The sequence below is a fragment of the Methylosinus sp. KRF6 genome, assembly GCF_018887255.1.
Classification (GTDB): domain Bacteria; phylum Pseudomonadota; class Alphaproteobacteria; order Rhizobiales; family Beijerinckiaceae; genus Methylosinus; species Methylosinus sporium.
In genome coordinates, this window is sequence record NZ_JAHLJF010000001.1 from 4,052,514 (window position 1) to 4,078,072 (window position 25,559).

Genomic DNA, 25,559 nt, shown 5'->3' on the forward strand with positions numbered 1-25,559 from the left:
GGCGAGCGGGGGCCTCGCGGGCGCGGGCTCCGTTCGGGATCGATCGGCTGTTTCTGGGCGAAGGAAAAGGCGGTAGGCTCCGCCGCCTTCGAAGAGACGAAATAATGCAAATCCCTTTTTTCCGCGCGCTCGAAGATTCGCAGCGCATCCTCGTCGCCGGTTGCGGCGGCGGCTTCGACATCGTCAGCGGCCTGCCGCTCTATGTCTTTCTGCGCAATGCCGGCAAGAGCGTCTATCTCGCCAATCTGTCCTTCGCGCGCGTCGATCTCGCCTCCCGCAAGAAGATCGGTCCCGCGGCGCGGCTCGTCGATTCCGACAGCCGTATGCAGGGCTATTTTCCCGAGCGCCATCTCGTCGACTGGCTCGCGGCGCGCGGCTGCGAGCCCAAGGTGTTCGCCTTCGAGAAGACCGGCGTGCAGCCGCTGCGGCAATCCTATGAGGCGCTCGTCACACTATTGAAGGTCGACACGATCATCCTCGTCGACGGCGGGACCGACAGTCTGATGAAGGGCGACGAGGCGGCGCTCGGCACGATCGAGGAGGACGCGCTCTCGATCGCCTCTGTCCATCAGCTCGAGGGCGTCCGCAAATTTCTCGTCTGCCTCGGCTTCGGCGTCGATCATTATCACGGCGTCTGCCATCACTCTTTTCTCGAGAACACGGCCGAGCTGATCCGTTCCGGCGGATTCCTCGGCTGCGTCTCGGTGTCGCCGGGGACGCCGGAGGGCGACGCGCTGCTCGACGCCGTCGATTATCTCAACGAGCGCCAGCCCAACTCCAAGAGCATCGTGGCCAATTCGATCGCCTCGGCGATTCGCGGCGGCTTCGGGAATCGGCACGACACGGAGCGCACCCGCGGGACGGAGCTGTTCATCAATGCGCTGATGGCGCTCTATTGGTGCTATGACCTCGCCGCTGTCGCCCGGGGCATGGGCTTTTACGAGGCGATCGCCGGCAGCGAGAAATTCCACGAGGTGGAGAATGCGATCCGCATTCATCACGCCCATGCCGACAAGCGAGACTGGAAGAATTTGCCGTTGTGAGCCGATCTTCAGGGATGGCCGGCGGGAAGATAACGGATCGCCGCCAGAATCACGCCGACCGCGACAACCATGATCGAGCCGAACCAGATTTTGAGGTCGCGTTTGGCGAGCTCGACGTCGGATCGCACCGAAGCGATCTCGGTCTTGAGATCGGAGCGGACTTCTGCGATCTCGGCTTTGAGCTCGGTTCGGACTTCCGCGATCTCGGCTTTGAGCTCGCTTCGGACTTCTGCGATCTCGGCTTTCAGCTCGCTTCGGAAGTCTGCGATCTCGGCTTTCAGCTCGGTTCGGACCTTGCCGATCTCGGCTGTCAGCTCGGTTCGAACCTTCCCAATTTCCGCGCGCAGGCTTCCTTCGGCGGCCGACAGATCGGCTTTCGTCGCCAGTTCCTGGCTCATCGCTTCGGCGAAAGCCTCGGCAGCCGCCTTCGCCTGGGGGCGGGCGAACCCACCCGCTTCCAGTTTCTCGACAAATTTCAGAGTATCGAAAGCAACGGAGCCGCTCATGCTCGCGAACATAGGCCGCGCCGAGCCGTGAATCAACTCGCGCCGCTCACCCCAGCAGTGCGACCAGCGGCGCGATCAGCGGCGCATCGGCGGGCGGCATTTGCACTGCATCGAGCTCGCTCGGCCGCATCCAGGCCAGCGCCTGGCCTTCGCGGGCGTGCGGCTCGCCGCGCCAGCGCCGGCAGAGATAGAGCGGCATCAAAAGATGAAACGCCTCATAGGCATGGCTGGCGAAGGTCAGCGGCGCGAGATCGGCGGTCGCCACCTCTATGCCCAGCTCTTCGGCCAGCTCGCGCACGAGCGCTTGCTCCGGCCGCTCGCCGGGGTCGAGCTTGCCGCCGGGGAACTCCCACAGGCCGGCGAGCTGCTTGCCCTGCGGACGCTGGGCGATCAGCACGCGGCCTTGCGGATCGACGAGCGCGGCGGCGACCACGAGAAGCAGAGACAAGGCGCGTTTCCCTCAATTGCCGGAGAGCACGACCTCGATCGGATCGGTCTCCTTGCCGGTGACGACGACTTCGTCGTACATCGCGCCGCCCTCGCTGAGCAAGCCGCCCTTGGGAACCCAGGTGAGCTGCGTCGCCACGAAATAGCGGCCCGGCGCGACCTTGTCGAAGGTGAAGCGGCCGGTCGCGCCCGCCTTGGTCGTGCGCGTATAGGCGGCGTATTCGGCCTCCTGCGTCGGCGTCGGCATGAAGAGGGCGGCGATGAACTTGCGCTTGCCGTAGAAATGCGAGAATCGCGCCTGCGCATAGGCGGTGGCGGGAATGAGCCGCACCACCTCGCCGGCGGCGTAGCGCACATTCATCTTGCCCTGCTGATCGCGCAGAAAGGCCTGGCCCTCTATCGTCGCCTTGCCCTCCTGCCTGATGAAGGCGGCCTCGGCGGGATCGAAGCGCATCTCGGGCGCGGCGCTGTTGCAGGCGGAAAGAGCGAGCGGCGCGAGCGCGACGCAGAGGGCGGCGGAACGCATGGGGAGAGGCCTCGATAGGGCGAAATTGCGCGGCCAATGTCGCTGCTCCGCCGGGCCGAGGCAAGGCTATAGCTGTTTTAAGGTTTCCGCTCGGGCGGCGAGAGAAAGGCGGCGGCGCAGCTCGTCTCCTTGCGCCAGTCGACGACATTGGTGCGCTTGTCGTAGCAATTGCGCTTGGTGATCGCTTCCTCGCAATCGGCGCCGCCCATGAATTGATAGGTGACGCAGGCGCCGACGGCCGGCGGCGCGTTCTTGTCATCCTTGGCGGCGGCCTCTTTCTTCTCGGCGCCTTTCTTTTTTCCCTCGTTCTTTTTTCCCGCCTTTTTTTTCCCGCCCTTCTTCTTGTCGGGCTTTTCGGCTCCGCTGTCGGCGCTCTTTTCCACGACGACGCCGGAGAGGGCGGCATATTCGCGCGCCTCCTCATAAGCGCCGGCGCAGGCGGCGAGGGGCAGAAAAAGCGCAACAAGAGAGACCGCAAAAAGCGGGCGGCGCGGCGTCATCTTCGTCTCCATCGGGCAGGGGGCGAATCGCTGCGGAGTCTAGAAATCGAAGCGACTTTCGTCAGCGCGCAATGGCGCCTAAGGGCTGCCGGTCGGCCTGCGCGCGCAGCAGCTCGAGCACGTCGCGCAGGCTGGCGACGACGGTGAGGCAGAGCGCGCGCTCCTCGGCGGAGGGCTGCAAAATGTCCGGCGTGAGAATCGTCATCGCGCCGGCGGCGGCGGCCGAGCGCAGGCCGGTCGGCGAATCCTCGAGCGCGAGGCAGCGCCGCGGCTCCTTGCCGAGCGCGCGCGCGGCGCGCAGATAGGATTCGGGATGCGGCTTGCCGCGGGCGACATCGTCGCGCGTCACCAGAATGGAGAAATGCGAGAGCAGGCCGCAGCGGCTCAGATGATGCTCCGCGGTCGGCCGTCGCGAGGAGGTGGCGATGGCGAGCGGAATATTCATCGCCGTGAGGTAGTCGACCAGCTCGCGCGCGCCCTCCTTCAGCGGCACGCCGGAGCGCGAGGCGCGCGCGACGAAGGCGCCGCAGGCTTCGATGCAGGCGTCGAGCGGGAAGTCGGCGCCGAAGCGCTCGATCATCATCGTCTCGCAATCCTGCATGGGCTTGCCGATCATGCGATGGCAGAACGCCTCGGTGATCTCATGGCCGACGGCGCGTCCGGCCGCGATCCAGGCGTCGACATAGAGCCGCTCCGTATCGAGGAGCGTGCCGTCCATGTCGAAGAGGACCGCTTCTACAGCATGGGGGAAAACCATAAGTCCGCTTCCTCGCCGCCCGAGCCGAGGCGAGTAGAAGCCGATTCGCGACACGCTGCGATGACGAAGACATCACGAGCGTATGTCATGCGCGCGCTTCCTTCTCCCGCGGGCGGGAGAAAGAAGCGCTCGCGAAGGAGAGGATCAGCTGCGATAGTCGCCGTTGATGGCGACATATTCCTTCGTCAGATCGCAGGTCCACACGCGCGCGGCGCCGGAGCCGATGCCGAGATCGACATGGATGGCGATCTCGTCGCGCTTCATGATCTGCGAGACTTCCGCCTCGTCGTAATCGGGATCGCGCAGGCCCTTGTGCGCGACGCGAATGTCGCCGAACCATATGGCCAGCTTGTCGCGATCCGCCGCCTCGCCGGATTTGCCGACCGCCATCACCACCCGGCCCCAATTGGCGTCCTCGCCGGCCACCGCCGTTTTCACCAGCGGCGAATTGGCGATGGAGAGGGCGATGCGCTTGGCGGCCTTGGGGCTCTCGGCGCCCATCACCGTCACCTCGACGAATTTGCGCGCGCCTTCGCCATCCTTCACCACCTGATGCGCGAGGTCGAGCAGAATCTCGTCCAGCGCGCGGCGGAAATCCTCGAGGCGGCGATCGCTCGCCTTCTCGATCACCGGCGCGCCGCGCTCGGCCGCTGCGCCCGTGGCGAAGAGCAGCAGCGTGTCGGAGGTCGAAGTGTCGCTGTCGACGGTGATGGCGTTGAACGAATTCTGCACCGATTTCGACAAGAGGCTCTGCAGAACCTCGGCGTCGATCGGCGCGTCGGTGAAGACGAAGGAGAGCATGGTCGCCATATCGGGCGCGATCATGCCCGCGCCCTTGGCGATGCCGGCGATGCGCACCTCGACGTCGCCGAGCTTGGCGACGCGGGTCGCGAGCTTGGGATAGGTGTCCGTGGTCATGATCGCCGAAGCGGCCTCGCGCCAGGCGTCGCCGCGCGTATCGGCGACGAGCTTGCCGAGCACCGGCTCGAATTTCGTCGCGTCCAGCGGCTCGCCGATGACGCCGGTGGAGGCGAGGAACACCTGCTTCTCGGGCGCGCCCGCCGCCGCCGCGACGAGCTTGGCGGAAAGCTTCGCCGCCTCCTTGCCGGCCTTGCCGGTGAAGGCGTTGGCGTTGCCGGAATTGACGAGCAGCGCCCGCGCCTTGCCGCCCTCGAGCCGGGCGCGGCACCAGTCGACGGGAGCGGAGGGGCATTTGGAGCGCGTGAAGACGCCGGCGACCTGCGTCCCTTCGTCGAAAAGGGCGAGCATCGCGTCGGTGCGCCCGGCATAGCGTATGCCGGCTTGCGCCACGGCGAAGCGGACGCCTTCGATCGGCGGAATGTCCGGGTAGGTCTTGGGAGCGAGCGGCGAAACGGGTGCGGCCTTGGCCATGCGCGGTATGGGTCCTGAAAAAAGCGAGAGCGACAGGGGAGGGGTGAGCCGTGAGCAGGGCGTAGCGAGCGGGACGGGATGCGGCGGGCCGCGCTTCCCCACTCCCTGCTCCTACGCCCCACTCACTACCGCCTCATGACTATTTCTTCTTCTCGGCCGGCTTGGTCTCGGCGGGCTTCGCCTCACCCGGCTTTGTCTCGCTCGGCTTGGCGTCGGGCGCCGGCGCTTCGGTGCGCTCGATCTTCGCGCCCTGGCGCAGCTCGACGATGAGGTCCGACTGCGCCTTCTGCGCCACATAGCGGGAGACCTGATCGCGCACCTGATCCAGCGGCGGGAACACCTTCGGGCGCTTTTCGTCCAGCTTGATGATATGCCAGCCGAATTGCGTCTTCACCGGATCGGAGATCTGGCCCGGCTCCATCTTGAAGGCCGCGTCGCCGAATTCCGGCACCATGCGGTCCTTGGTGAACCAGCCGAGATCGCCGCCCTGCGCGCCCGTGTCCTTGGAGAGCTCCTTGGCGACCTTGCCGAAATCCTCGCCGCCCTTCACGCGCTTTTGCGCCGCCTTGGCCTCGTCCTCGGTGGTCACCAGAATGTGGTGAGCGTGGATCTCGGTCTCGGGCTTCTGATTCTTGGCGGCGTCGTCATAGGCCTTCTTGACGGCGGGCTCTGTGGCCGCGTCCTTGGCGACCTTGCCGAGCAGCGCCTCCATCAGCGCCTTGTCGCGCAAATAGGCGAGCTTCTTGGCGAAATCGGGAGTCTCGCCGAGCTTGTCGCGCTGCGCCTTCTGCACGACGAGCTGCTCGTCGATGAGGAAATCGAGAATGTAATTCTCGCGCGCCTTGCCCTCCAGCTGCCGCGGCAGACCGGCGCCGAGATCGTCGAGCGCGATTTTTACGTCGTCGTCGGTGATGTCGACGCCATTGACCTTGGCGAGGACCTTGGCCTGCGCCGGGGCCGCGCCCATCGCCAGCAGAGCGAAGACGCCGATCGCGGCGAGAGCGCCCCGGCTGCCGAGACGCGTGGTCTTGAGGTGAGGCATGATGGTCTCCAACAAAAGAGCGACAGGCGGGGGGAGGCCTGTCGCGAACAGCGTTCCACTAGAGCAAGTCCAGGCAAAGGGGAACACGGAAATTAGGGCGCGGCGAGGGCCGGCGGCGACGTCTCGAAGGAATTGGTCGAGATTATATTGCAAGGGTCGAGGGTCGCGCAACGCCGCTCGCTCTGGTCGGGAGGTTCTTCCGGTTCCGGTCGGGAAAGCTCCACGATCGAGCCGCGCTTCGAGCCCGGGGGAGGTGACTCTGGTTTCGCCGCGGGGCTTTCACGCGCCGACGATGCGCGTGAAAATCTCTCGCGTCGCGCGCTGCGTTTCTGCGATCTGCGCCTCGAGACGGGCGATATCCGCCGCCTCGCCGCCGCGCAGCAGCAGCTCGACGAGGCCGCGCGGCGCCTGCGCCGGATCGAAATCAGCGTCGATGGAAAGCCGCAGCAATTGCGTGAGGCTCTGATAGAGGCGGGCGGCTTCGATCAGCGTCGCCGCCTCATTCGCGTCCATCAGCCCGAGGCCGGCGAGACGCTCCAGCGCTGTCGACGTCATCGTCGAAAGACAGGCCGGATGCGCGCTCGCGTGGCGGAGCTGCAAATATTGCGCGATGAACTCCACATCGATCAGCCCGCCCGGGGCCTGCTTCAAATCCCAAAGGCTCCTCGCCGGCTTGTCGCGCGCGAGACGGCGGCGCATATCGGCGACGTCATCGCGCGTTTTCGCTTCGTCGCGCGGGCGCGTCAGCGCGGCGCGGATCGCGGCCTCCGCCGTCGCCGCGAAATCGCGCGCGCCGGCGACGACGCGCGCGCGCGTCAGCGCCATATGCTCCCATGTCCAGGCTTCATGCGCGTGATAATCCTCGAAGGCCGTCAGGCTCACCGCCAGCGGCCCCTTGCCGCCCGACGGCCGCAAGCGAAAATCGGCCTCATAGAGCAGGCCCTGCGCCATCGGCGCGGAGAGCGCGGCGATGAGCCGCTGCGTGAGGCGCGCATAATAGGCCGCGGCGGCGAGCGGGCGCTCGCCATCCGACTCGGCGTGCGGATCGGCGTCATAGAGCAGCATGAGATCGAGATCGGACGCGGCGGTCATCTCGCGTCCGCCGAGCTTGCCGAGCGCGACGACGCAAGCGCGTCCCTCCATGCGCCCATGCGCGCGCGCGAATTCCGCTTCGACGCGCGGCAGCAGAGCGGCGACGACGCATTCGGCGAGCCGCGCATAGGCGAGGCCGGCCTCCGCCACCGAGAGCGCGCCGGTCAATATGCGCACGCCGATGAGGAATTTCTGCTCTTGTCCGAAGACGCGCGCCGCGTCGAGCGCTTCTTCATAGGAGCGCGTTTCGGCGAGGCTGCGCGCGAGCGCGGCGGCGAGCTCCGATTCATCGGGCAGATGTTCGAAAAAGGCCGGCTCCAGCACCGCGTCGAGCACGCGCGGGCGCCGTGCAATCGTCGCGGCGAGCTTGGGCGCGGCGCCGGTGATCGCCGTCAGCAGGCTCAACAAGCGCGGATTGGAGACGAGCACGGAAAATAATTGCACGCCGGCCGGAAGCCCGGCGAGCAATTTGTCGAATGCGAGAAAGGCCTGATCGGCGTTCTGCGTCACGGCGAGCGCTTCGAGCAGCGCCGGCGTCAGCTCGGTCAAGCGCTCGCGCGCCTTGGTGGAGCGCGTCGCCGCATAACGGCCGAAATGCCAGCCGCGTATCGTTTCCGTCACCGTCTTGGGATGCGCGAAGCCGAGACGCGACAAGGTCTCGAGCGTGTCGGGATCGTCCTCGCCGCCGGTGAAGACGAGATTGCCGGTCTCGGATGAGAGCTGCGGCGCGCTCTCGAAGAGATGCGAGTAATGGCCCTGCACCGTCTCGAGATGCGCGACCAGCGCTCGCGTGAAATCCTCGAGCGTGGCGAAGTCGGCCATGCGCGCGATGCGCAGCGCCTCCTTCTCATCGCGCGGCAGAATATGAGTCTGCTTGTCGGCGACCATTTGGATTCGGTGCTCGACATCGCGCAGAAAGAGATAGGCCTCGGCGAGATCGTCGCGCACGCGCGGCTCGATCCAGCTGTTGGCGACGAGCGCGTCCAGCGTCTCCAATGTCGCGCGGCCGCGCAGAGCGGGATTGCGTCCGCCGGTGATGAGCTGCTGCGTCTGTGCGAAAAATTCGATCTCGCGAATGCCGCCGCGGCCGAGCTTCAAATCATGCCCGAGCGCGGCGATCTCGCCATGGCCTTTGAAAGCGTGAATCTGCCGCTTGATCGAATGCACGTCGGCGATGGCGGCGAAATCGAAATTCTTGCGCCAGACGAAGGGCGAAAGCTCTTTCAGAAAAGCCTCGCCGGCAGGAATGTCGCCGGCCGCGGCGCGCGCCTTGATGAAGGCGGCGCGTTCCCAATTCTGGCCCATGCTCTCATAGTAGGAGAAGGCCGCCTCGAGCGGTATGGCGATGGGCGTCGCGCCGGGGTCTGGACGCAGGCGCAGATCGACGCGGAAGACATAGCCGTCGGGCGTGATCTCCGAGAGAATGCGCACGATGCGCTTGGTCATTTTGACGAAGAGATCGACGTCTTCGGCCGGCTGCGCGACGCGCGCGCGGGCGCGATCGAAGAGGACGATGATGTCTATGTCGGAAGAGTAGTTGAGCTCATAGGCGCCTTCCTTGCCCATGGCGAGGAAGATCCAGCCGCAGCCGCGTTCCGGCATTCGCTGATCATAGAGCTCGAGCTTGCCGGCGGCGGCGGCCTCGCGCAGCGTGAAGGCGATGGAAGCGGCGAGCGCGGCGTCGGCGAGGCGCGTGAGCGCATCGGTCGCCTGCATCGTATCCCAGGCTTTCGAGAGATCGGCGAGCGCGACCAGCAGCGCGCCCTCCTGCTTGGCGCGGCGCAAAGCGCGCATCAGCTCGGCTTCGTCCACGACGCCCTTGGCGGCGTTGCGTGTGTTTCCGACGAGTCGCGCGAGGCTGGCGTCTGGATCGTCTGTCAGCAGGCGCGCGAGCCGGGCGGGATCACGCGCAGACAGCTCGGTGAGAAAAGGTGAAGAGCCGAGGGCGCCCTCGAGCAGCGGCCGCGCATTTCCCTGCGCGGCGATGACGGCGCCGAGCGCGCCAGTGTCGCGCTCCAGCACGCGCCAGAGCGCCGCCTCGGCTTGCGCACGGTCGATTGGCTCGATGATGAGGAGGGCGCGGGAGAGCAGCGAGCGGGAATTTGTCTGCGTCATTTTTTATCTGTTGCCTGCGGGCAGCGCTTCCTTCTCCCGCCTGCGGGAGAAGGTGGCCCTCGCGTCAGCGAGGGTCGGATGAGGGTCCGAGCCGTGGCGGTAGTCTCGAAATCCAACGCCACGCCCCATAGCTGTCGCCAACCGCCGCGTCCCTCATCCGACCCCGCCAAAGCCCGTCGCTCGCGACGGGCGTCCTCACGGACGCCCTATGGCGGGGCCACCTTCTCCCACGAGTGGGAGAAGGAGTCGCGCGGCGAGATTCGGCCGAACGCGGCGACGCGAACGCGCGTCACGAAAACGCGATCAGCTCTCGTTCGGTCAGCAGAAAATCCAGCTTCTGATCGTGCGGCTCGGTCGGCACGGAGTCGGTCTCCTGGCAGGCGTAGGCGACGCCGACGGCGACGATGCGCTTCTTGGCGCGCAGCTGCGAGAGCGTCGCGTCATAAATGCCGCCGCCATAGCCCAGCCGATAGCCCTTGCGGTCGAAGGCGGCGAGCGGCGAGAAGACGATGTCGGGATCGAAGGAGGGCCGGGTCTCGGCCGGCTCGGAGAGGCCGAAGGGACCTTTCACCAAATCATCGCCGGGCGTGAAGCCGCGGAAGATCAGCGGGCGCTTGACCGCCGTCATCACCGGCAGGGCGGTGGCGATTTTCTCCGCCGCCAGAATCTCCAGCAGCGGGCGCGTGTTCAGCTCGCTGCGGATCGGCCAATAGACGGAGACCACCTCGCCGGTCTCGGCGCCGCGCGGCGCGAATCGGCGCACCAGCGCCAGAGCGCGCTCGGCGACGGCGATCGAGGCGGCGTGCGCCTCCTCATGGGAGACGAGGTCGCGGCGGGAGAGCGTCCGCCGGCGCAGTTCGGTCTTGGCGTCGACGGTCATTGGGGCGATTTATCGTCCGATGTGTAAAAGCGCGGGCCGCGTGAGCCGTGGGACATCGATCCCGGGAACCTACAACGTAGGTGGGCGCCGTAGTGACCGAGCCCACGGGCAAGGCCAGGGACAGCTCCCTTAGAGATCGATAAGGCCCCGGGGAATTAAAGTCCGTCACGCACCCCGCAGCGCCGCGAGAGCAATGTAATCCCACGCGGGCGAGAACGCCAGAGGCTGGCGCGAAGGTGAGTGGAATCGGGGCGCTTTCCTCGCCTTTGCCCGGTTCGATTAGGCGTGCTCGAACGGCCGACGATGCTCGTCAAAGGGCCGGCGGGAATGTTCGCCCCAGCGGGCGAGGCGTTCGATGCGCGTCAGCGTGAACAGGCCGAAGGGCGGCAGCACGCGGCGCTCGGTGAGGCGCATATCGGGGCGCGAGTCGATCCAGTCGCCGATGATCGACCACGGGAATTGCGGGCGCCAGCCGAGAGTGACGGAAAAACTCTCGCCGATGAACTCCTCCAGCGCCGACATCGGCCAATCCGGCGAGCTGACATGGTTGACCAGCACGATCTCGCCGCCCGGCCGCACCACGCGGGCGAGCTCGTCCAGCGTCTCCTCCGGGTCCGGCACAACGGTCAGCAGATAGGGCGCTACCACGCAGGCGAAGCTGGCGTCGCAAAAGGCGAGGCGGCTCGCGTCCATGCGGGCGAGGCCGGCGATGTTCTTCAGCCCCTCGCGGGCGACGCGGGCGGAGGCGCGTTGCAGCATAGGCTCGGAGAGATCGACGCCGACGACCCGCGCCTTGTCGCGGAACATGGGCAGCTCGAGGCCGGTGCCGACTCCGACGTCCAAAATGCGTCCATCGGCGCGGGAGGCGATCGTCGCCACGGCGCGCCGGCCGGGGCCGAGCATATGGGAGAAGACGAGATCATAGACGGGCGCCCAGCGGGCGTAGGCGGCCTCTATCGCCTGGCGATCGAGGCCGTGCTCGAAAAAGCTGAACCCGGAAACGCCACGCGCATCGCTCATCACGCACTCCGATCGAGCTCGAGCGCCGGCTCCGGCGCTGGGGGCTCCGCTTCGGCGTGCGCGATGAAGCCGCCGCCGAGCACACGGCCGCGCGTGTCGTCGCGCTCATAGAAGACGCAAGCCTGGCCGGGCGAGACGCCGAACTCGCCGGTCTCGAACACCACCTCCGCCCCGCCGCCCGGCAGCGGCCGCAGCAGCGCCGGCGTCGGCGGACGGGTGGATCGCACGCGCGCGGAGATCGGCAGTCCCTCGGCCGGCAGATCGGAAAGATCGCCCGCGCCGATCCAATTCACGTCGCGCAGGGCGATTCGGCGGGTCTCCAGCGCCTCGCGCGGGCCGACGACGACCTGCGCCTTGGCGGCGTCGAGCCGCACGACGAAGAGCGGCTCGGCCGCGCGGCCGGAGACGGCGGCGCCGAGGCCGAGGCCGCGCCGCTGGCCGATGGTGTAATGGATGACGCCGGCATGGCGGCCGAGCACGCGCCCATCGACATGGACGATGTCGCCCGGCACGGCGGCGCCGGGCGACAGGCGCTCGACGAGGTCGGTGTAATGGCCGCTGGGGACGAAGCATATGTCCTGGCTGTCCGGCTTCTCGGCGACGTCGAGATCGAAGCGGCGGGCCAGCTCGCGCACCTCGGATTTTGCGTATTCGCCGAGCGGAAAGCGCAGCATGTCGAGCTGCGCGCGCGTCGTGGCGAAGAGGAAATAGCTCTGGTCGCGCGCGGCGTCGAAGGCGCGATAGAGCGCCCGGCCGCCGAAGCCGTCCTCGCGCGAGGCGATGTAATGGCCGGTGGCGAGCGCGTCGGCGCCGAGATCCTTGGCGGTCTCGAAGAGATCGACGAATTTCACGAATTGATTGCAGGCGACGCAGGGAACCGGCGTCTCGCCGCTGGCGTAGCTCTGTGCGAAAGTGTCGATGACGGTCTCGCGGAAGCGGCTCTCATAGTCGAGCACGTAATGCGGAATGCCGAGCCGCGCCGCCACCTGGCGCGCGTCTTGAATGTCCTGGCCGGCGCAGCAGGCGCCCTTGCGATGCGTGGCCTCGCCATGGTCGTAGAGCTGCAGCGTGACGCCCACGACGTCATAGCCTTCCTCGCGCAGCAGAGCGGCGACGACGCTGGAGTCGACGCCGCCGGACATGGCCACGACGACCCGCGTCTCGCCCGGCGGCTTGGGCAGATCGAGGCTGTTGAGAATTCTGGCGCCGGCCGTCGTCATCGTCTTTGGACCGTCCGAAGAGCGTTGCGCGAGAACCGCCGGCGGAAGCGTCAAATCCGCGCCAACGTCTCGCAATTCATTGTAAACCATCATCCGTTCGGCGAGGCAATCCGTCCGAGCCGGTCTCTGACGCGCCGCCGTCAGCCCCTATTTGCCGCGCGGGCCTGCCCGTTCAAGGCCGAGAGCGGCGTTTTCTGGCGGCCCGAGGCGTCGAAATTGCCGGGATCGAGAAAGGCCTCGAAGGCGGCCTTGCGCGCCGGCCATTCGCTGTCCAGCATCGAGAACCAGGCCGTGTCGCGATTGCGGCCCTTGACGATCATATGCTGGCGGAAGAGCCCCTCCGGCGAAAAGCCGAGCCGCAGCGCCGCCGCCTTGGACTTCTCATTGGCGTTGTCGCATTTCCAGACATAGCGGCGGCAGCCGAGCGTCTCGAAGGCGTGGGCCGCGAAAAGATATTGGGCCTCCGTCGCCGCCGCGCTGCGCTGGAGAGCCGGAGAATAGAGTACGCCGCCCACTTCGACGGCGCGATTGGCCGGCTCTATGTTCAGATAGGCCTGGAAGCCGAGGGCGCGGCCGTTTTCATTGGCGAGTGCGGCGAAATAGACCATTGCGGCGGATTCCGCCATTTCGGCGAGGGCGGCGCGAAAGGCGGCGAGATCAGGAAACGGGCCGATGAAGAGATAGCGCCACAGCGCCTCGCGCTCTTGTGCATGCGTCGCCTCATAGAGATCCTCGGCATGTTCCGGAGCCAGCGGGACGAGCGTCGTCAGCCGGCCGGAGAGGCGCGTTCGCGCGGGAGCGACGAAGGGAGCCGAGAGCGGAGCGGGCGGCGGCAGTTGTGACATTTTTGTCTCAGGGGTCCGAAGAATTTGTCTCAGGGTCCGAACAAGGCGGCGGTCCTGCTTTTAACCCATCGCAGTGGTACGGAACATGCCCTAGCTTCGTCATCGAAGAGGCCGCGAAGGGGCGCCGGCGAGACAGCGGCGATCGAGGTTCGCGCTCTGCGGGGGAGAAAGCCGATGCTCTATTCCGTTGTGATCCTGGTCTGCTCGCTTTCGGTCTCGCCGAGCGAGTGCCGGCCCGAGACGGCGATCGACGTCGTTCAGGGCCCCAAAGTGCCGAGCCAGTCGCAGTGCGGCTTCCAAGGACAGGCGACCATCGCCCGCACGACGCTCGCGCCGCGCGAGGGTTTGGAATATCTGAAGATCGTCTGCCGGCGCGGCGAGGCGTGACGAGAGCGGGTGTCATATTCCTGCCGTATTGTCCGACGGCCGCATCGCTGCTAAGAGGCCGCCGTGTCACGTGTTGAGGGTCGAGGCGTTCTATGGCGGCGATGAAAATTCTCGCAGGCAACTCCAACCGCGCGCTCGCCGAGACGATCGCCGCCTATGTCGGCGTGCCTTTGTGTCGGGCGCAGGTGCGGCGCTTCGCCGATATGGAGGTATTCGTCGAGATACAGGAGAATGTGCGCGGGCAGGACACTTTCGTCGTGCAGTCGACCTCGGCGCCGTCGAACGACCATCTGATGGAGCTGCTCATCATGATCGACGCGCTGCGCCGCGCGTCGGCGCGTCGCATCACTGCGGTCATTCCCTATTTCGGCTATGCGCGGCAGGACCGCAAAGGCACGTCGCGCACGCCGATCTCGGCCAAGCTCGTGGCCAATCTCATCACCCGCGCGGGCGCCGACCGCGTGCTGACCGTCGATCTCCACGCCGGGCAGATTCAGGGCTTCTTCGACATTCCGACCGACAATCTCTTCGCGGCGCCGGTCATGGTGGCGGACATAAAGTCGCACGCCAAGCTGCCCAATGCGATGGTGGTCTCGCCGGACACCGGCGGCGTGGTGCGCGCCCGGGCGCTCGCCAAGCGCATCGACGCGCCGCTCGCCATCGTCGACAAGCGCCGCGAGCGCGCCGGCGAATCGGAGGTGATGAACATCATCGGCGACGTCTCCGGGCGCAATTGCATTCTCGTGGACGATATCGTCGATTCGGGCGGCACTCTGTGCAACGCCGCCGAGGCGCTGCTGGCGCAGGGCGCGACCTCGGTCTCCGCCTATATCACCCATGGCGTGCTCTCGGGCGCGGCCGCCGAGCGCGTCGCCGCCTCCAAGCTGAAAGAGCTGGTGCTCACCGACACGATCGCGGCGACGCCCGCGGTGCAGGAGGCGCGCAATATTCGCTTCATTCCGATCGGCCCGCTGATCGGCGAGGCCATCGCCCGCACGGCGCGCGAAGAGAGCGTGTCGAGCCTCTTCGACTGACGGGGCGCGCTCCTTCCCCCGCGAGGCGGGAGAAGGAGCGCGCGCTCTCGAGAGCTTGTGAGCATATGATCGAGCCCGTTCCCGCACGTTTCAATCTCGCCCGCTATTGCATCGCCGATCACGCGCGCGTTCACCCGAACAAGACGGCGATCGTCATCGTCGGCGACGAGAGCGAGACGAGCTGGACTTACGGCGCGCTGGATCGCGACGTGCGCGCGCTCGCCGCGGGCTTTCGCGATCTCGGCCTTTCGCCCGGCGCGCGGGTGATGATCCGCATGGGAAACGAGGCCGGCGCGGTCCTCTCCTATTTCGGGGCCATTGCGGCGGGCTATGTCGCGCTGCTCGCCTCCTCGCAGCTCACTTTCGAGGAGGCGTCCTTCCTGCTCGAGGATTGTGGCGCTTCGGCGCTCGTGCTCGGCCGCGATTTCGAGAGCGAAAATCATTCGCGCGACGGCGTTTCGGTTCTGCGCGGCGAGGATCTCGCGCGGCTCGTCGCCGGCGCGCCGCTGGACGAATATGCCGATACGGCGGCCGACGATCCCGCCTATCTCGTCTATACGTCCGGCACGACGAGCCGGCCCAAGGGCGTTCTGCACGCGCATCGCGCCGCCTGGGCGCGGCGGCCCATGTATGCGTATTGGCAGGGGCTGACATCCGCCGATGTGATGTTGCACGCGGGCGCGATGAATTGGACCTACACGCTCGGCGTCGGCGTCGTCGATCCGCTCGCCAATGGCGCTTCCGCCGTGCTCTACAATGGCCGTCCCGATCCGCAAGTCTGGCCGCGCCTCATCGCGCGCCATCGCGCGACCATTTTCGCCGCCGTGCCCGGCGTCTATCGCCAGATTCTCAAATATGCGGCGCTCGAGACGCATGATCTCTCGAGCCTGCGGCATGGCCTGACCGCCGGCGCCGCTCTGTCGCCGAGCCTGCTCGAGGAATGGCGCGCGCGCGCCAAGACCGAGCTCTACGAGGCCTTCGGCATGAGCGAGATCTCGACCTTCATTTCCAGCGCGCCGAGCGTGCCGGCGCGGCCGGGCTCGCCGGGCCGCCCGCAGCCGGGACGCATCGTCGCGGCTCTGCCGCGCGACGGCGGAACCGAGCCGCTCGGCGTCGGCGAGACCGGCGTGCTCGCCGTGCGTCGCGACGAGCCGGGCTTGATGTTGCGCTATTGGAACCGGCCGGACGAAGAAAGAGAAGCCTTTCGCGGCGACTGGTTCGTCTCCGGCGATCTCGTCGAATTCGACGGCGACGGCTATATGTGGCACCACGGCCGCGCCGATGAGGTGATGAACGCGCTCGGCTATCGCGTCTCGCCGGCGGAAGTGGAAAAATGCCTGCTGGCGCATCCGCTCATCGCCGACGCCGCTGTCGCGGAGCGTCCGGGCCGCGACGATCAGACGATCATCAAAGCCTATGTGATCTTGCGCGATGGCGCGACGCTGGGCGAAGAGGATATCCTCGCCCATTGCGCGGATCATCTCGCGGCCTATAAGCGGCCGCGACAGATCGTTTTTCTCGACGGGCTGCCGCGCAATCGCAATGGCAAGCTGATGCGCGCGGCTCTGCCTTGATCGTCAGGCCTTGCGGCGATCGCGCAACGCGCGCGACGAAATGCTGGTGACGGGCGCAGCTTCCGCATCGGCCTCATTGGAAGAAACGAGCTCGGGCTTCTCGAAACGCTTGAAAGAGCCGGCCTTCTCGTCCTTCGGACCCGCGGGCTTGCGTTCGGAGCGGATTTCCGTCGACTCCGCCGTGCCGAACAGCACGCCGCCCTTCTCGACCTCGATCTCGCCGTAGATCCACTTGCCCTCGACGCGGCCGGTGGAGCGCACGATGAGCAATTGCTTGATGGTGATGTCGGTGCCGATGCGGCCATAGATATCCGCGTCGGAAACGGAGATCGTGCCATTGACGACGCCGGACGGGCCGACGATCAGCTGGCTGCAGGAAATCTCGCCATCGATGGCGCCGTCGACGACGATCGTGTCCTGCGCCTTCACCGAACCCGTCAGCGACACGCCTTCGCCGATATAAACGACATTCTTCTCTTCAGGGCGAAAGTCTTTCATCACGATGGTCTCCTTGGTTGCGCCGTTTGCCGGCTTCTTGGAATTAGATTTGCTCGGAGGGCGAAGCGACATAGCTGCGTAGCCCCGCGGCTTCGAAATTGGTCCATGAACGCTCGAGCCATGTGCGCACATAGCCGCGCAGCACGAAAGAGCGCGGCCGAGTTTCCGCGGCGCGCGCAGGCTCGTCGAACACGAAAGACGAGAACGGCAATCCGGTGAGCTCGACGGCCTCATAGGCGAGTGGATCGAGCCGCGGCACGATGATCTCGCGGCTGGCGTCGCTCTCGCCGAGATAACGCTCGGAGAAGCCGGCGTTCTCTCGAAAGAAATTGGAGGCGTTGACGCAGTTCTTGACGACGCGATATTCGCATTTGTTTTTATAGGGTCCGACCTCTTCGAGCTCGGACAGAGAGGCGACCGAGGCGCCGATGAGATGCAGCACCATCACGCGCGCTTCGCCGTGCTCCGCAGCGTCGAGCAGGCCGACATCCTCCATGAAACGCAGCGTGCGCATCAGCTGTCCGGCTTTTAAATCGACGATGGTGACGGCGGCGTGCCCGGTCAGGCTCTCGACCAGACGCGCCTGGTGGCGCACGTCGCGTATGTCGATGATCTGCGCGATGTCGGGATAGAAGCGTTTCAACGCGCCGGTCGGCGCCTGCGTGTCATAGGCGCGCACCGCGCGGTTCGACATCTGTAGAAAATCGATCAGGAGTCTCGTCACGGTCGTCTTGCCGACTCCGCCCTTGTCGGCTCCGACCAGAACGAGCGGCGATGCGAGCATTATCCTTATTCCTCGGAATGATGTGCACGACGCCGCTCGGCGAACGAACGCAAGCTGATGCGATGCTGCGCGACGAAAGCTGCGGGAGTCGCCTAGACGATAGTACTAGTACATAACGAGACAATTCGAGGTTGTGATCGCTTTGTCAATGCCGACGCACGGCCTGACGAAATTGAGCCGGGGATAAGAAACAAGCCAGTAATATCACTGTGGCGGCGACGAGTCGATCGCTTCGCTCGCCGCGCGTCGGCATTTCGCAAATGGTCGATCCGCGCGGCTCACACCGCGACGGAGTGTCGTGCGGCCTTGGCTTCGAGATAGGCGTCGAATGCGGCCGCGGCCAGACGCGCGAACGGACGGCCGCGTGGCGCGATGGTGAGACGGCGTCCGTCGAGCGCGACGAGGCCTTCGTCGAGCAGAGTCGAAAGACGCGGCACGGCGTCGTCGAACGCATCCTCGCGGAAATCATGCGCTGCGGCGATCGCGCCGAAATCGACTGAAAAATCACACATCAATCGCTCGATGACGGCGCCGCGCGCTCTGTCTTCCGCGCTGAAGGCGAGGCCGCGCGAAATGGGCAGGCGCTCCGCCTCGACGGAGCGGCGCCAGTTTCCCGTGTCGCCGATATTGCCGATATAGCCTTGCGGCAGACGGCCGATGGAGGAGACGCCGAGTCCGATGAGCGCATCCGCCTCATCGGTCGTGTAGCCTTGGAAATTGCGGCGCAGCCGGCCTTCGCGCGCGGCCTGCGCCATCGTGTCCTGCGGCCGCGCGAAATGATCGAGGCCGATCGCCTCGAAGCCTTCCGCCTCCAGCGTCGCACGCACGGCCTCCGCCTGGGCGAGGCGCTCATTGGCGCCGGCCAGCGCGGCCTGGTCGATCAGCTTTTGATGCACCGCGAACCAAGGCACATGGGCGTAGCCGAAAACGGCGAGACGGCTCGGCGCGAGGCCGGCGGCGAGCTTTGCGGTGCGGATCACATCGTCGACGCTCTGTTCTGGCAGACCATACATGAGATCGAAATTGATCGCCTCGAGTCCCGCGGCGCGCAGAATGGCGACACAGCGCTCCACCACTTCATAAGGCTGCTCGCGGCCGGCGGCCTTCTGCACATGGGGATTGAAATCCTGCACGCCGAGCGAGACGCGATTGACGCCGGAGACGACCAGCGCGTCGGCGAGCGCGGCGTCGACGAGGCGCGGGTCGAGCTCGATCGCGTGCTCGACGTCGCGGGCGATGTCGAATTGCTCGCCGAGCACATGCGCGACCTCGCGAAAGCGCGAGGGGCCGAGCATACTCGGCGTGCCGCCGCCCCAATGGATCGCGCGCACATGGCGCGCCGGCGTCGAGGCGGCGACCAGCTCGATCTCGCGCAGCAGCGTCTCCTTATAGGAGGTGAGCGGCGCGTCCTGGCGCAGCGCCTTGGTGTGGCAGCCGCAATAGGTGCAGATCGCCGGGCAGAAGGGGACGTGCAGATAGAGCGACAGATCGGCCTGCGGCGAGAGCTCGGCGAGCCAGCGCGCGGCCTGATCCGGCCCGACATCCGCGGAAAAATGCGGGGCGGTGGGATAGCTCGTGTAACGCGGCGCCGAGCGTTCGGCGAGAGCGAGAGAGGCGCTGGTCATATTTGTCGGCTCCGATGGCGAGGGGCGTCGCGGGGCTCCTGGCGCTGTCATTTAGACCTTGCCGGCCGGCTTCGCAAAAGGCTCCTCGCATTCCGTCCCGCTCCGCGCGCCGGCGCGCCGAAATTTCTTCCGTCAGGCTTTGTCTTCGCGCAGGGTGGGCGCAATATCTTTTCACGATTCGCAGACGATTTCCCGGAGCCTTCCATGTCGAAATTTTCCGCAGCCCTCGCCCTGGCCGCGAGCCTCGGCCTCGCTGTCGCGGTCGGACTGCCGACCTTCGCGGCGCCAGCGCTCGCGGCGTCGCAGCCCGGCGCCGCCGGCCGCTACGCGATCCTGCGGGCCGGCGACAAGGACACGGGCTGCATGTTGACGCTCGACGACCGCGCGCGCGGGCCGGGCGGCTTCCGGGCGCAGCTGGCGCCGGCCTGCCGCGACCAGGGCGTGGTGATTTTCGATCCGGTGGGCTGGGCGCTGGAGCGGGGGCGTCTCTCGCTCACCGCCCGCAAGGGCCACAAGGCGCATTTCGAGCTGGAGGCCGATGGGCTCTGGCGCCGCGACTCCAAAGAAGGCAAGCCGCTGTCGCTGCGCCGTCTCTGACGAAAAAGGCCTCCCGGAGGGGAAGTCCGGGAGGCCTGTCCTCGCCGTCGCGCGAGAGGGGGCGGGGAGGCGGCGGCGGGCTTCGGCGCCCCTGGCTACCGGGCGCCGAACTCTTCGAAATCGATCAGTCGCGGAGACCTGCGCGTCAGTTGCAGACCTGCACGCGACGATAGGCGACGACATTGCCCCAATCGTCGAGGACGGGCTGATTGGCCGGATAGCAGCTCGCATAGCCGTAGCCGTAGCCGTAGTGGGGCTGCGAGGCGGCGGCCGCGACCGCTCCGACCGCCAGCGCGCCGAGCACGCCCGCCGCGACCGGGGCGCCCCAGCCATATCCACGATGGCCGCGCCAGCCATAGCCGGCATAGCCATAGCCCGGACGCGCCCAGCCGCCGTGGCCCCAGCCGCCATGATGACCCCATCCGCCATGACCCCATCCGCCGTGATGGCCCCAGCCGTCGGCGCGAGCCGGCGTGGCGGCGCCCACAGTCGTCGCGGCGATGACGCCCGCGACCGCGATTGCGGCGATTTTCGTGATATTCGCGCCCATGGACGCTCTCCTTCGCTCGATCGGCCGCGCCGAATGGCGGCCGGCAATTCCCGATGACGAAGGAAAAATTAACGTCCCGAAGCTGAACGGCGCATGGCCGCTTCGTTCATCTGGCCTTCAGGAAAGCGGGAGCCGCATCAGCCGATGCGTTTCCAGCCGTCCATGCCGAGCCGCTCCTGCGGCAGGAAGCGGGCCTTATAGGCCATTTTGCGGGAGCCATCGACCCAATAGCCGAGATAGAGATGCGGCAGGCCGGCGCGCCGCACCCGCTCCACATGGTCGAGAATCATGAAGGCGCCGAGCGAGCGCTCGTCCATCGTCGGATCGTAGAAGGAATAGACCATCGACAATCCATCGGCGAGATAATCGGTGAGGCAGCAGGCGACGAGCCGGTCCGGGCCGCCATTGTCGGCCGGCGTCCGATATTCGATCAGCCGCGTCTCCACATGGCTGTCCTCGACCATCATCTGATAGTCGATCATGCTCATATCGGCCATGCCGCCGTCATTGTGCCGCGCGCCGACATAGGCGCGGAACAGCGCATATTGCTCGGTCACGGCATGGGGGCGGCGCGCCTCGGCGAAGAGATCGGCGTTGCGCCGCGCCACCCGGCGCAAGCCCTTGGATTGCTGGAACTCCTCGACCTTCACGCGCACCGAGACGCAGGCCCGGCAGGTCTCGCAGGCCGGCCGGTAGGCGATGGTCTGCGAGCGGCGGAAGCCCGATTGCGTCAGAGTGTCGTTGAGCGCCGGCGCGCGGCGGCCGATCAAATGGGTAAACACCTTCCGCTCGTCGCGCCCCGGCAGATAGGGGCACGGCGCCGGCGAGGTGAGATAGAATTGCGGCGCGTCGCGGGGCTCTCTCGTCACGCTGGTCTGGTCCTGTCGCGAAATCCGATATACCGCACGCTCCGACGCCTTCCAGCGCGGACAGACGCGGATATTAGAATCGACGTCCGCCGAGCGCCAAGAAGTTTTCGCTCGTCCGCCTCAATCGGCGCGCCGCAGCACGATCACATCGGCCAAAATGTCGTGCAGGCAACGCTTGTCCGGCGTGACGAAGGTGACGAGCAGCAGCGGCGGGAACAGCCAGCTGACATAAAAGAGCACGCCCTGGACGGCGGCGTTGAGAAAGGGCGTCGGCGCGCCATTGGCGAGGCGCACCTCGAGGTCCATGGCGCGCATTCCGGGAGTCGCTCGCCGCCAGCCGGAGACGGTGAGGCCATTGTAGAAGAAGGCGACGAGCGGAAACAGCGGCGGCAGCAGCAGGGCCGAGAGGCCGAAGCTGAGCACCAGCAGAGCGAGCCACAGCGCCGCCGAGAGCAGCGCCACGGCGAAGAAATCGAGGCAGACGGCGAAAACGCGCCGCGTGCGCACGCCGGCGAGCGCCTCCTGCGGCGGCAGGCCGGGCGCGACCGGATAGATGCGGCCGTCGCCGCCCGCTTCGTACATCTGCGTATCCTCTCCTCTCGTGCGATCCGCCGATGATGTCGGGGGCGCGCGGATGGGCGTCAAGCTCGAACGGGAGGAAAGCGGGGATTATTTCGCGGCGCGCTTGACGGCGCCGGCCGCGGCTTGGCATGGCTCGCCTTCGCCCTGGACGCGGGAGCCGCGGGTCCTGCGCCCGGGAGTCCGAAAGTCCTCGCAGCCTTCAGGAGAAGATCATGGCCAGCAACAGGGTCGCCGCCCGAGAGATGGAGGCCAGCGCCGGGATCGATCCGACCGGCGAGGTCAATGGCGGGCATTTGCGCTCCTTCATCGAGCGCATCGAACGGCTCGAGGAAGAAAAGCGCGCCATCGCCGACGATATCAAGGATGTCTATGGCGAGGCCAAGAGCACCGGCTTCGACCCCAAGATCATGCGCAAGATCGTTTCCCTCCGCCGTCAGGACAAGCATAAGCGCGCGGAAGAAGAAGAGATTCTCGAGCTCTATATGGCGGCCCTCGGCGAGTGAGCCGCCAGCCTGAGTCTTTGCCGGTAAGCCTTTGTTAACCATAACTCCTTAACGCTCGATTCCATCGCGCCTGCTTCGAACAGGGCGTCCGCGCGAGGGAAAGAGTGGCTTCCGCCAAGTCTCAGAGCCGCGTTGCGGCAACGACGCTGATCGCCTTGTCGCTGGCTGCGCCGGCGGCGCTGGCGCCTTTGCGCCCGGCCGAGGGGCAGACGCTCTCGCCCTCTTCGCTCGACATCGCCCCGCTGCGCGATCTTCCGGCCGTTCCGCCCATACCGGGGGCGGAGGCGGCGCCGCCTTACGTCTCGCAGCCCAATGTTTCGCAGCAGGAGCGGCGGGCGGCCCCGGAGATTTCTCCGGGCGCGCCCAATTATGGATTGCCGCGCGTGCGGGCGCGTCTGCCGAGGCCAAATCCGCCGCCGCCGCCCTTGAAGCCGCCACCGCTCTCTCCGGCGCATCCGCTGCCGCCGCTCGAGCCCTATAAGACCTCGTTCCAGGCCAAGGAGAAGATAAAGCGACAGGCCAAGCTGCGTATGCGCGGCTTCCGCGGCTCGCTGGACCTTCCCGCCGAGCGGCCGCCGCCGCCCAATGTCGCGCTGCCCGCACAAATTCCGGCGCGGCCCAAGCCCAGAATCGAGCCCAACCCTTATGCGCCGCTCGGCCTGGGGATCGGGGCGCTTCGGCTCTACCCCTATGCCGAGCCGAGCTATGGCTATGACACCAATCCCAATCGCGTGACCTCCGACGTCCAGGGCTCGAAATTCTTCCGAGTCGACGCCGGACTGCGGCTGCGCTCGGAATGGACGCGCGACGAGATTCAAGGAAATCTGCGCCTCGGCTATGTCGATTACGCCAGCGTCCAGAACGCCGATCGGCCGGACGGCGCCGGCGACGTCTTCTATCGCTGGGACGTCGCGCGCGACACGAAAGTGAAATTCGAAGGAAAGTTCACGCTCGACACGCAGCGGCCGGGCGCGCCCGGCCTCGTCAACAGCCTGCCCAATGTCGTGGTCGTCAATCGGCCGCTCATCGTGTCGCTGGGCGCGGCGGCGGGCGTGACGCAGAGCTTCGGTCGGCTCGACGCGACGCTGCGCGGCGTCTACGATCGCTGGATCTATCAGAACGCCTATTACAACGACGGCTCGGTGCTCAATCTGATGAGCACGAGCTACAACGCCTATGGACTCAATCCGCGCCTCGCCTATGAGCTCAATCCGTCGATGAAGCCCTATGTCGAGGCGATGATCGACAAGCGCGTCCACGACAGCTGGCTCGATCCTTACGGCTATGCGCGGGACAGCGCGGGCGTTTCCGGCCGCATCGGCAGCACCTTCAAGATCACCGATCTGGTGACGGGCGAGGCCTCCGGCGGCTATGCGCAGCGCGACTACGCCGATCCGCGCCTGCCGCGCCTGCGCGGGCCGATCATCGACGCCGCCATCATCTATACGGCGACGCCGCTCACCACTCTCACGCTGCGCACCGGAACGATGCTCTCGGAGACGACGCTGCAAGGCGCCGCGGGCGTGCTCTCGCGCAATGTCACTTTCGATGTGACCCATGCGATGTTCCGCAATTTCACTATCACCGCGACCGGCAGCTATCAGACCAATAATTATCAGGGCGCGGACACGTTCGAGCAGGTCGGCACGGCGGGCGTGAAGCTCGAATACAAGCTCACCCGCTCCATCGCCATCAGGGGCAGCTATTTCTGGCAGCGTCTCGTCAGCTCGACGGCCAATTCCAATTTTACCGCCAATGTCATCATGGGCGGGCTTCGCTTCGAGCCGTAGCCGCGTTGCGCTCGGCCCATTTCACGCGGCCGACCTCGAGGCCCCAGACGGCGCCGAGATAGATGAAGAAATAGCGCCAATGGTCGATGTCGATCTGCAGCGCCTGCAAAAAGAACACGAACATCGCCGACCAGATGAGCTGCCCCTGCCGCAGATAGGGCGAGCGCGTCAGCGACAGGCGGAAGCCGATGAAAGTCGTCGTCAGCACGAGCCCCAGAAAGGCGAAGCCGCCGAGCCAGCCATTGGAGGCGAAGGCGTTGATGTAGCTATTGTGCGGCTCGAGCCCGAAGGTGAGGCGAAATCTGAGCGGCCCCATGCCGTTGGGACGCTCGACCAGCATGGGCAGCGAGCGCTTCTGATTGCCGAAGCGGCCCGTCGGTCCTTCGTCATAGTCCTGCGTCGCCGAAGCGCGCTTGAAGAAGAACTCGCGCACAGAGGGCTCGGTGAGCGCCGCGCCGACCCCCACCGCCACCACGCCGACGACGGCGAGCGCCATGAAGCCGATGCGCAGCCGCATCTTGCGCGAATCCGCCGTCGCCACCGACATGATCGTCATCAGCGCGATCGACACCACCGCCGCGCCCCAGGAGCCGCGCGAGAAAGAGGTGAACAGCGCCGCGCCCGAGAGCGCGAGGCCGGCGAGCGTCACCGGCCAATAGGCCCAGCGGCCGAGCAGCAGGCGCTGCACGAAATAGAGCACGCCCGGCACCATATAGGAGCCGAGAACATTCGGGTCCTTGAAGGGCGCCATGGCGCGGCCGTCGAGCGTCATCGTCGCCGGATTGCCGAAAAGGCCGGCCCATGAGCCGACCGCAATGGCCGCCGCGAGCATACAGCTCGCCGCATAGCCGCTCATGCAGAGGTCGAAGCGCCGCGACGTGTTCTCCGAGAAGAACAGCATATAGAAGACGCCGGTCGTCGAGATGAACAGCGTATGCGTCATGAACTCGACGGGATCGGGCTCGTTCCAATAGGGAATGAGCGAGATGTAGCCGCCGAGCGTCCATAGAACGAGCAGGGCGACGCCCGGCAGAACGGCGCGATGAATGCGCACGCCGCCCAGCGCCCAGACGATGAGCGTCAGCAGGATGAGCCCGTCATAGGGCGAAGGCTCGATGAACACCACCGAGCCGGAAAAGGCGGTGATCCAGAACAGCGCCTCGAGCAGCCGCGGATAGTTCAATGTCCAACGGGGCTGTGGCGCCGCCGCCGCGGCCTCGGTCATCGCTTGTCCCATATCGGAACGATCCAGGAGGTCGCGCGCCTTGGGGCGCGACGCGCGCGAGGTGAGGACGGCGCCTTGTGAATTTGCTAGCCTCGTCATGGTTAAGAAAGCGTGACCCGAGCTTGATAGCGAAGCGACATCATGCGCCCTTGCCGG

26 protein-coding genes and 1 other RNA gene are annotated in these 25,559 nt (G+C 66.4%); 7 read left to right on the top strand and 20 right to left on the bottom strand.

The window, feature by feature from the left end; genetic code table 11:
- The first annotated feature begins 104 nt into the window (after positions 1–104).
- A complete protein-coding gene (locus tag KP010_RS19085) occupies positions 105–1,043 on the top strand; it encodes a DUF1152 domain-containing protein (protein WP_142864013.1) in 939 nt (312 codons plus the stop codon).
- Positions 1,044–1,051: 8 nt separating this feature from the next.
- On the opposite strand, the gene KP010_RS19090 is transcribed toward KP010_RS19085, so the two are convergent.
- The 13 genes from KP010_RS19090 to KP010_RS19150 all read right to left on the bottom strand — a co-directional run bounded on the left by KP010_RS19090 (position 1,052) and on the right by KP010_RS19150 (position 13,385).
- A complete protein-coding gene (locus KP010_RS19090; RefSeq protein ID WP_185966561.1) occupies positions 1,052–1,561 on the bottom strand; it encodes a coiled-coil domain-containing protein in 510 nt (169 codons plus the stop codon).
- A gap of 34 nt (positions 1,562–1,595) precedes the next feature.
- The gene (gene mutT, locus KP010_RS19095) at positions 1,596–1,997 is read right to left on the bottom strand and encodes an 8-oxo-dGTP diphosphatase MutT (RefSeq protein WP_142864014.1); all 402 of its coding nucleotides are present in this window, start codon (positions 1,995–1,997) and stop codon (positions 1,596–1,598) included.
- A gap of 12 nt (positions 1,998–2,009) precedes the next feature.
- On the bottom strand, positions 2,010–2,522 hold the full coding sequence (locus KP010_RS19100) for a carboxypeptidase regulatory-like domain-containing protein (RefSeq protein WP_142864015.1): 513 nt from the start codon (positions 2,520–2,522) through the stop codon (positions 2,010–2,012).
- 77 nt (positions 2,523–2,599) lie between these two features.
- Complete coding sequence (locus KP010_RS19105; protein ID WP_142864016.1) at positions 2,600–3,022, bottom strand: hypothetical protein; 423 nt, start codon at positions 3,020–3,022, stop codon at positions 2,600–2,602.
- A gap of 61 nt (positions 3,023–3,083) precedes the next feature.
- On the bottom strand, positions 3,084–3,779 hold the full coding sequence (locus KP010_RS19110) for an HAD family phosphatase (protein ID WP_108917574.1): 696 nt from the start codon (positions 3,777–3,779) through the stop codon (positions 3,084–3,086).
- 144 nt (positions 3,780–3,923) lie between these two features.
- The gene (argJ, locus tag KP010_RS19115; RefSeq protein ID WP_142864017.1) at positions 3,924–5,171 is read right to left on the bottom strand and encodes a bifunctional glutamate N-acetyltransferase/amino-acid acetyltransferase ArgJ; all 1,248 of its coding nucleotides are present in this window, start codon (positions 5,169–5,171) and stop codon (positions 3,924–3,926) included.
- A gap of 139 nt (positions 5,172–5,310) precedes the next feature.
- The gene (locus KP010_RS19120; protein ID WP_142864018.1) at positions 5,311–6,213 is read right to left on the bottom strand and encodes a peptidylprolyl isomerase; all 903 of its coding nucleotides are present in this window, start codon (positions 6,211–6,213) and stop codon (positions 5,311–5,313) included.
- A 279-nt stretch (positions 6,214–6,492) separates the two neighbouring features.
- The gene (locus KP010_RS19125; RefSeq protein WP_216281333.1) at positions 6,493–9,420 is read right to left on the bottom strand and encodes a bifunctional [glutamine synthetase] adenylyltransferase/[glutamine synthetase]-adenylyl-L-tyrosine phosphorylase; all 2,928 of its coding nucleotides are present in this window, start codon (positions 9,418–9,420) and stop codon (positions 6,493–6,495) included.
- Positions 9,421–9,709: 289 nt separating this feature from the next.
- A complete protein-coding gene (locus KP010_RS19130) occupies positions 9,710–10,300 on the bottom strand; it encodes a 5-formyltetrahydrofolate cyclo-ligase (protein WP_142864020.1) in 591 nt (196 codons plus the stop codon).
- A 30-nt stretch (positions 10,301–10,330) separates the two neighbouring features.
- Positions 10,331–10,486: non-coding RNA, 6S RNA (gene ssrS / locus KP010_RS19135), on the bottom strand.
- A 93-nt stretch (positions 10,487–10,579) separates the two neighbouring features.
- Positions 10,580–11,320: a class I SAM-dependent methyltransferase gene (locus tag KP010_RS19140; RefSeq protein ID WP_142864021.1), complete on the bottom strand. Its 741-nt coding sequence runs from the start codon at positions 11,318–11,320 to the stop codon at positions 10,580–10,582.
- Positions 11,320–12,540 carry a tRNA 2-thiouridine(34) synthase MnmA gene (gene mnmA, locus KP010_RS19145; RefSeq protein ID WP_142864022.1) on the bottom strand — a complete coding sequence of 407 codons (1,221 nt, stop codon included), beginning with the start codon at positions 12,538–12,540 and terminating at the stop codon, positions 11,320–11,322. Before mnmA ends, KP010_RS19140 begins: the two co-directional genes overlap by 1 nt.
- Before the next feature lie 140 nt (positions 12,541–12,680).
- Entirely contained in the window at positions 12,681–13,385 is a 705-nt protein-coding gene (locus KP010_RS19150) for a GNAT family N-acetyltransferase (protein ID WP_216281335.1), read from the bottom strand.
- A gap of 174 nt (positions 13,386–13,559) precedes the next feature.
- Between KP010_RS19150 and KP010_RS19155 the strand changes: the two genes are divergently transcribed.
- The 3 genes from KP010_RS19155 (at position 13,560) to KP010_RS19165 (ending at position 16,380) form a co-directional block, all read left to right on the top strand.
- Positions 13,560–13,772, top strand: coding sequence for a hypothetical protein (locus KP010_RS19155; protein WP_142864024.1), 213 nt, complete (start codon positions 13,560–13,562; stop codon positions 13,770–13,772).
- Between the two features lie 92 nt (positions 13,773–13,864).
- A complete protein-coding gene (locus KP010_RS19160) occupies positions 13,865–14,806 on the top strand; it encodes a ribose-phosphate pyrophosphokinase (protein WP_108917582.1) in 942 nt (313 codons plus the stop codon).
- 65 nt (positions 14,807–14,871) lie between these two features.
- Positions 14,872–16,380: an acyl-CoA synthetase gene (locus KP010_RS19165; RefSeq protein WP_216281337.1), complete on the top strand. Its 1,509-nt coding sequence runs from the start codon at positions 14,872–14,874 to the stop codon at positions 16,378–16,380.
- A 3-nt stretch (positions 16,381–16,383) separates the two neighbouring features.
- On the opposite strand, the gene KP010_RS19170 is transcribed toward KP010_RS19165, so the two are convergent.
- The 3 genes from KP010_RS19170 to hemN form a co-directional block, all read right to left on the bottom strand.
- Positions 16,384–16,878: a polymer-forming cytoskeletal protein gene (locus tag KP010_RS19170; protein WP_216281546.1), complete on the bottom strand. Its 495-nt coding sequence runs from the start codon at positions 16,876–16,878 to the stop codon at positions 16,384–16,386.
- A 43-nt stretch (positions 16,879–16,921) separates the two neighbouring features.
- Positions 16,922–17,662: an ATP-binding protein gene (locus KP010_RS19175; RefSeq protein ID WP_166142736.1), complete on the bottom strand. Its 741-nt coding sequence runs from the start codon at positions 17,660–17,662 to the stop codon at positions 16,922–16,924.
- Positions 17,663–17,940: 278 nt separating this feature from the next.
- Positions 17,941–19,287, bottom strand: coding sequence for an oxygen-independent coproporphyrinogen III oxidase (gene hemN / locus KP010_RS19180; RefSeq protein WP_142864025.1), 1,347 nt, complete (start codon positions 19,285–19,287; stop codon positions 17,941–17,943).
- 204 nt (positions 19,288–19,491) lie between these two features.
- Here hemN and KP010_RS19185 point away from each other — a divergent pair, with 204 nt between their 5' ends.
- Complete coding sequence (locus KP010_RS19185; protein ID WP_108917586.1) at positions 19,492–19,884, top strand: AprI/Inh family metalloprotease inhibitor; 393 nt, start codon at positions 19,492–19,494, stop codon at positions 19,882–19,884.
- A gap of 145 nt (positions 19,885–20,029) precedes the next feature.
- On the opposite strand, the gene KP010_RS19190 is transcribed toward KP010_RS19185, so the two are convergent.
- From KP010_RS19190 to KP010_RS19200, 3 genes are all read right to left on the bottom strand, one after another.
- A complete protein-coding gene (locus KP010_RS19190; RefSeq protein WP_142864026.1) occupies positions 20,030–20,434 on the bottom strand; it encodes a hypothetical protein in 405 nt (134 codons plus the stop codon).
- A gap of 137 nt (positions 20,435–20,571) precedes the next feature.
- The gene (locus KP010_RS19195; RefSeq protein ID WP_108917588.1) at positions 20,572–21,303 is read right to left on the bottom strand and encodes an arginyltransferase; all 732 of its coding nucleotides are present in this window, start codon (positions 21,301–21,303) and stop codon (positions 20,572–20,574) included.
- Positions 21,304–21,423: 120 nt separating this feature from the next.
- A complete protein-coding gene (locus KP010_RS19200) occupies positions 21,424–21,885 on the bottom strand; it encodes an RDD family protein (RefSeq protein WP_142864027.1) in 462 nt (153 codons plus the stop codon).
- 242 nt (positions 21,886–22,127) lie between these two features.
- On the opposite strand from KP010_RS19200, the gene KP010_RS19205 reads away from it, so the two are divergent.
- The gene (locus tag KP010_RS19205) at positions 22,128–22,388 is read left to right on the top strand and encodes a DUF2312 domain-containing protein (RefSeq protein ID WP_108917590.1); all 261 of its coding nucleotides are present in this window, start codon (positions 22,128–22,130) and stop codon (positions 22,386–22,388) included.
- A 104-nt stretch (positions 22,389–22,492) separates the two neighbouring features.
- Positions 22,493–24,178 carry an outer membrane beta-barrel protein gene (locus tag KP010_RS19210; protein WP_142864028.1) on the top strand — a complete coding sequence of 562 codons (1,686 nt, stop codon included), beginning with the start codon at positions 22,493–22,495 and terminating at the stop codon, positions 24,176–24,178.
- Here the strand turns inward: KP010_RS19210 and KP010_RS19215 are convergent.
- Positions 24,150–25,502 (bottom strand): O-antigen ligase, encoded by a 1,353-nt coding sequence (locus KP010_RS19215; RefSeq protein ID WP_142864029.1) that lies wholly within the window; start codon positions 25,500–25,502, stop codon positions 24,150–24,152. The genes KP010_RS19210 and KP010_RS19215 overlap by 29 nt on opposite strands.
- Positions 25,503–25,559 lie beyond the last annotated feature (57 nt).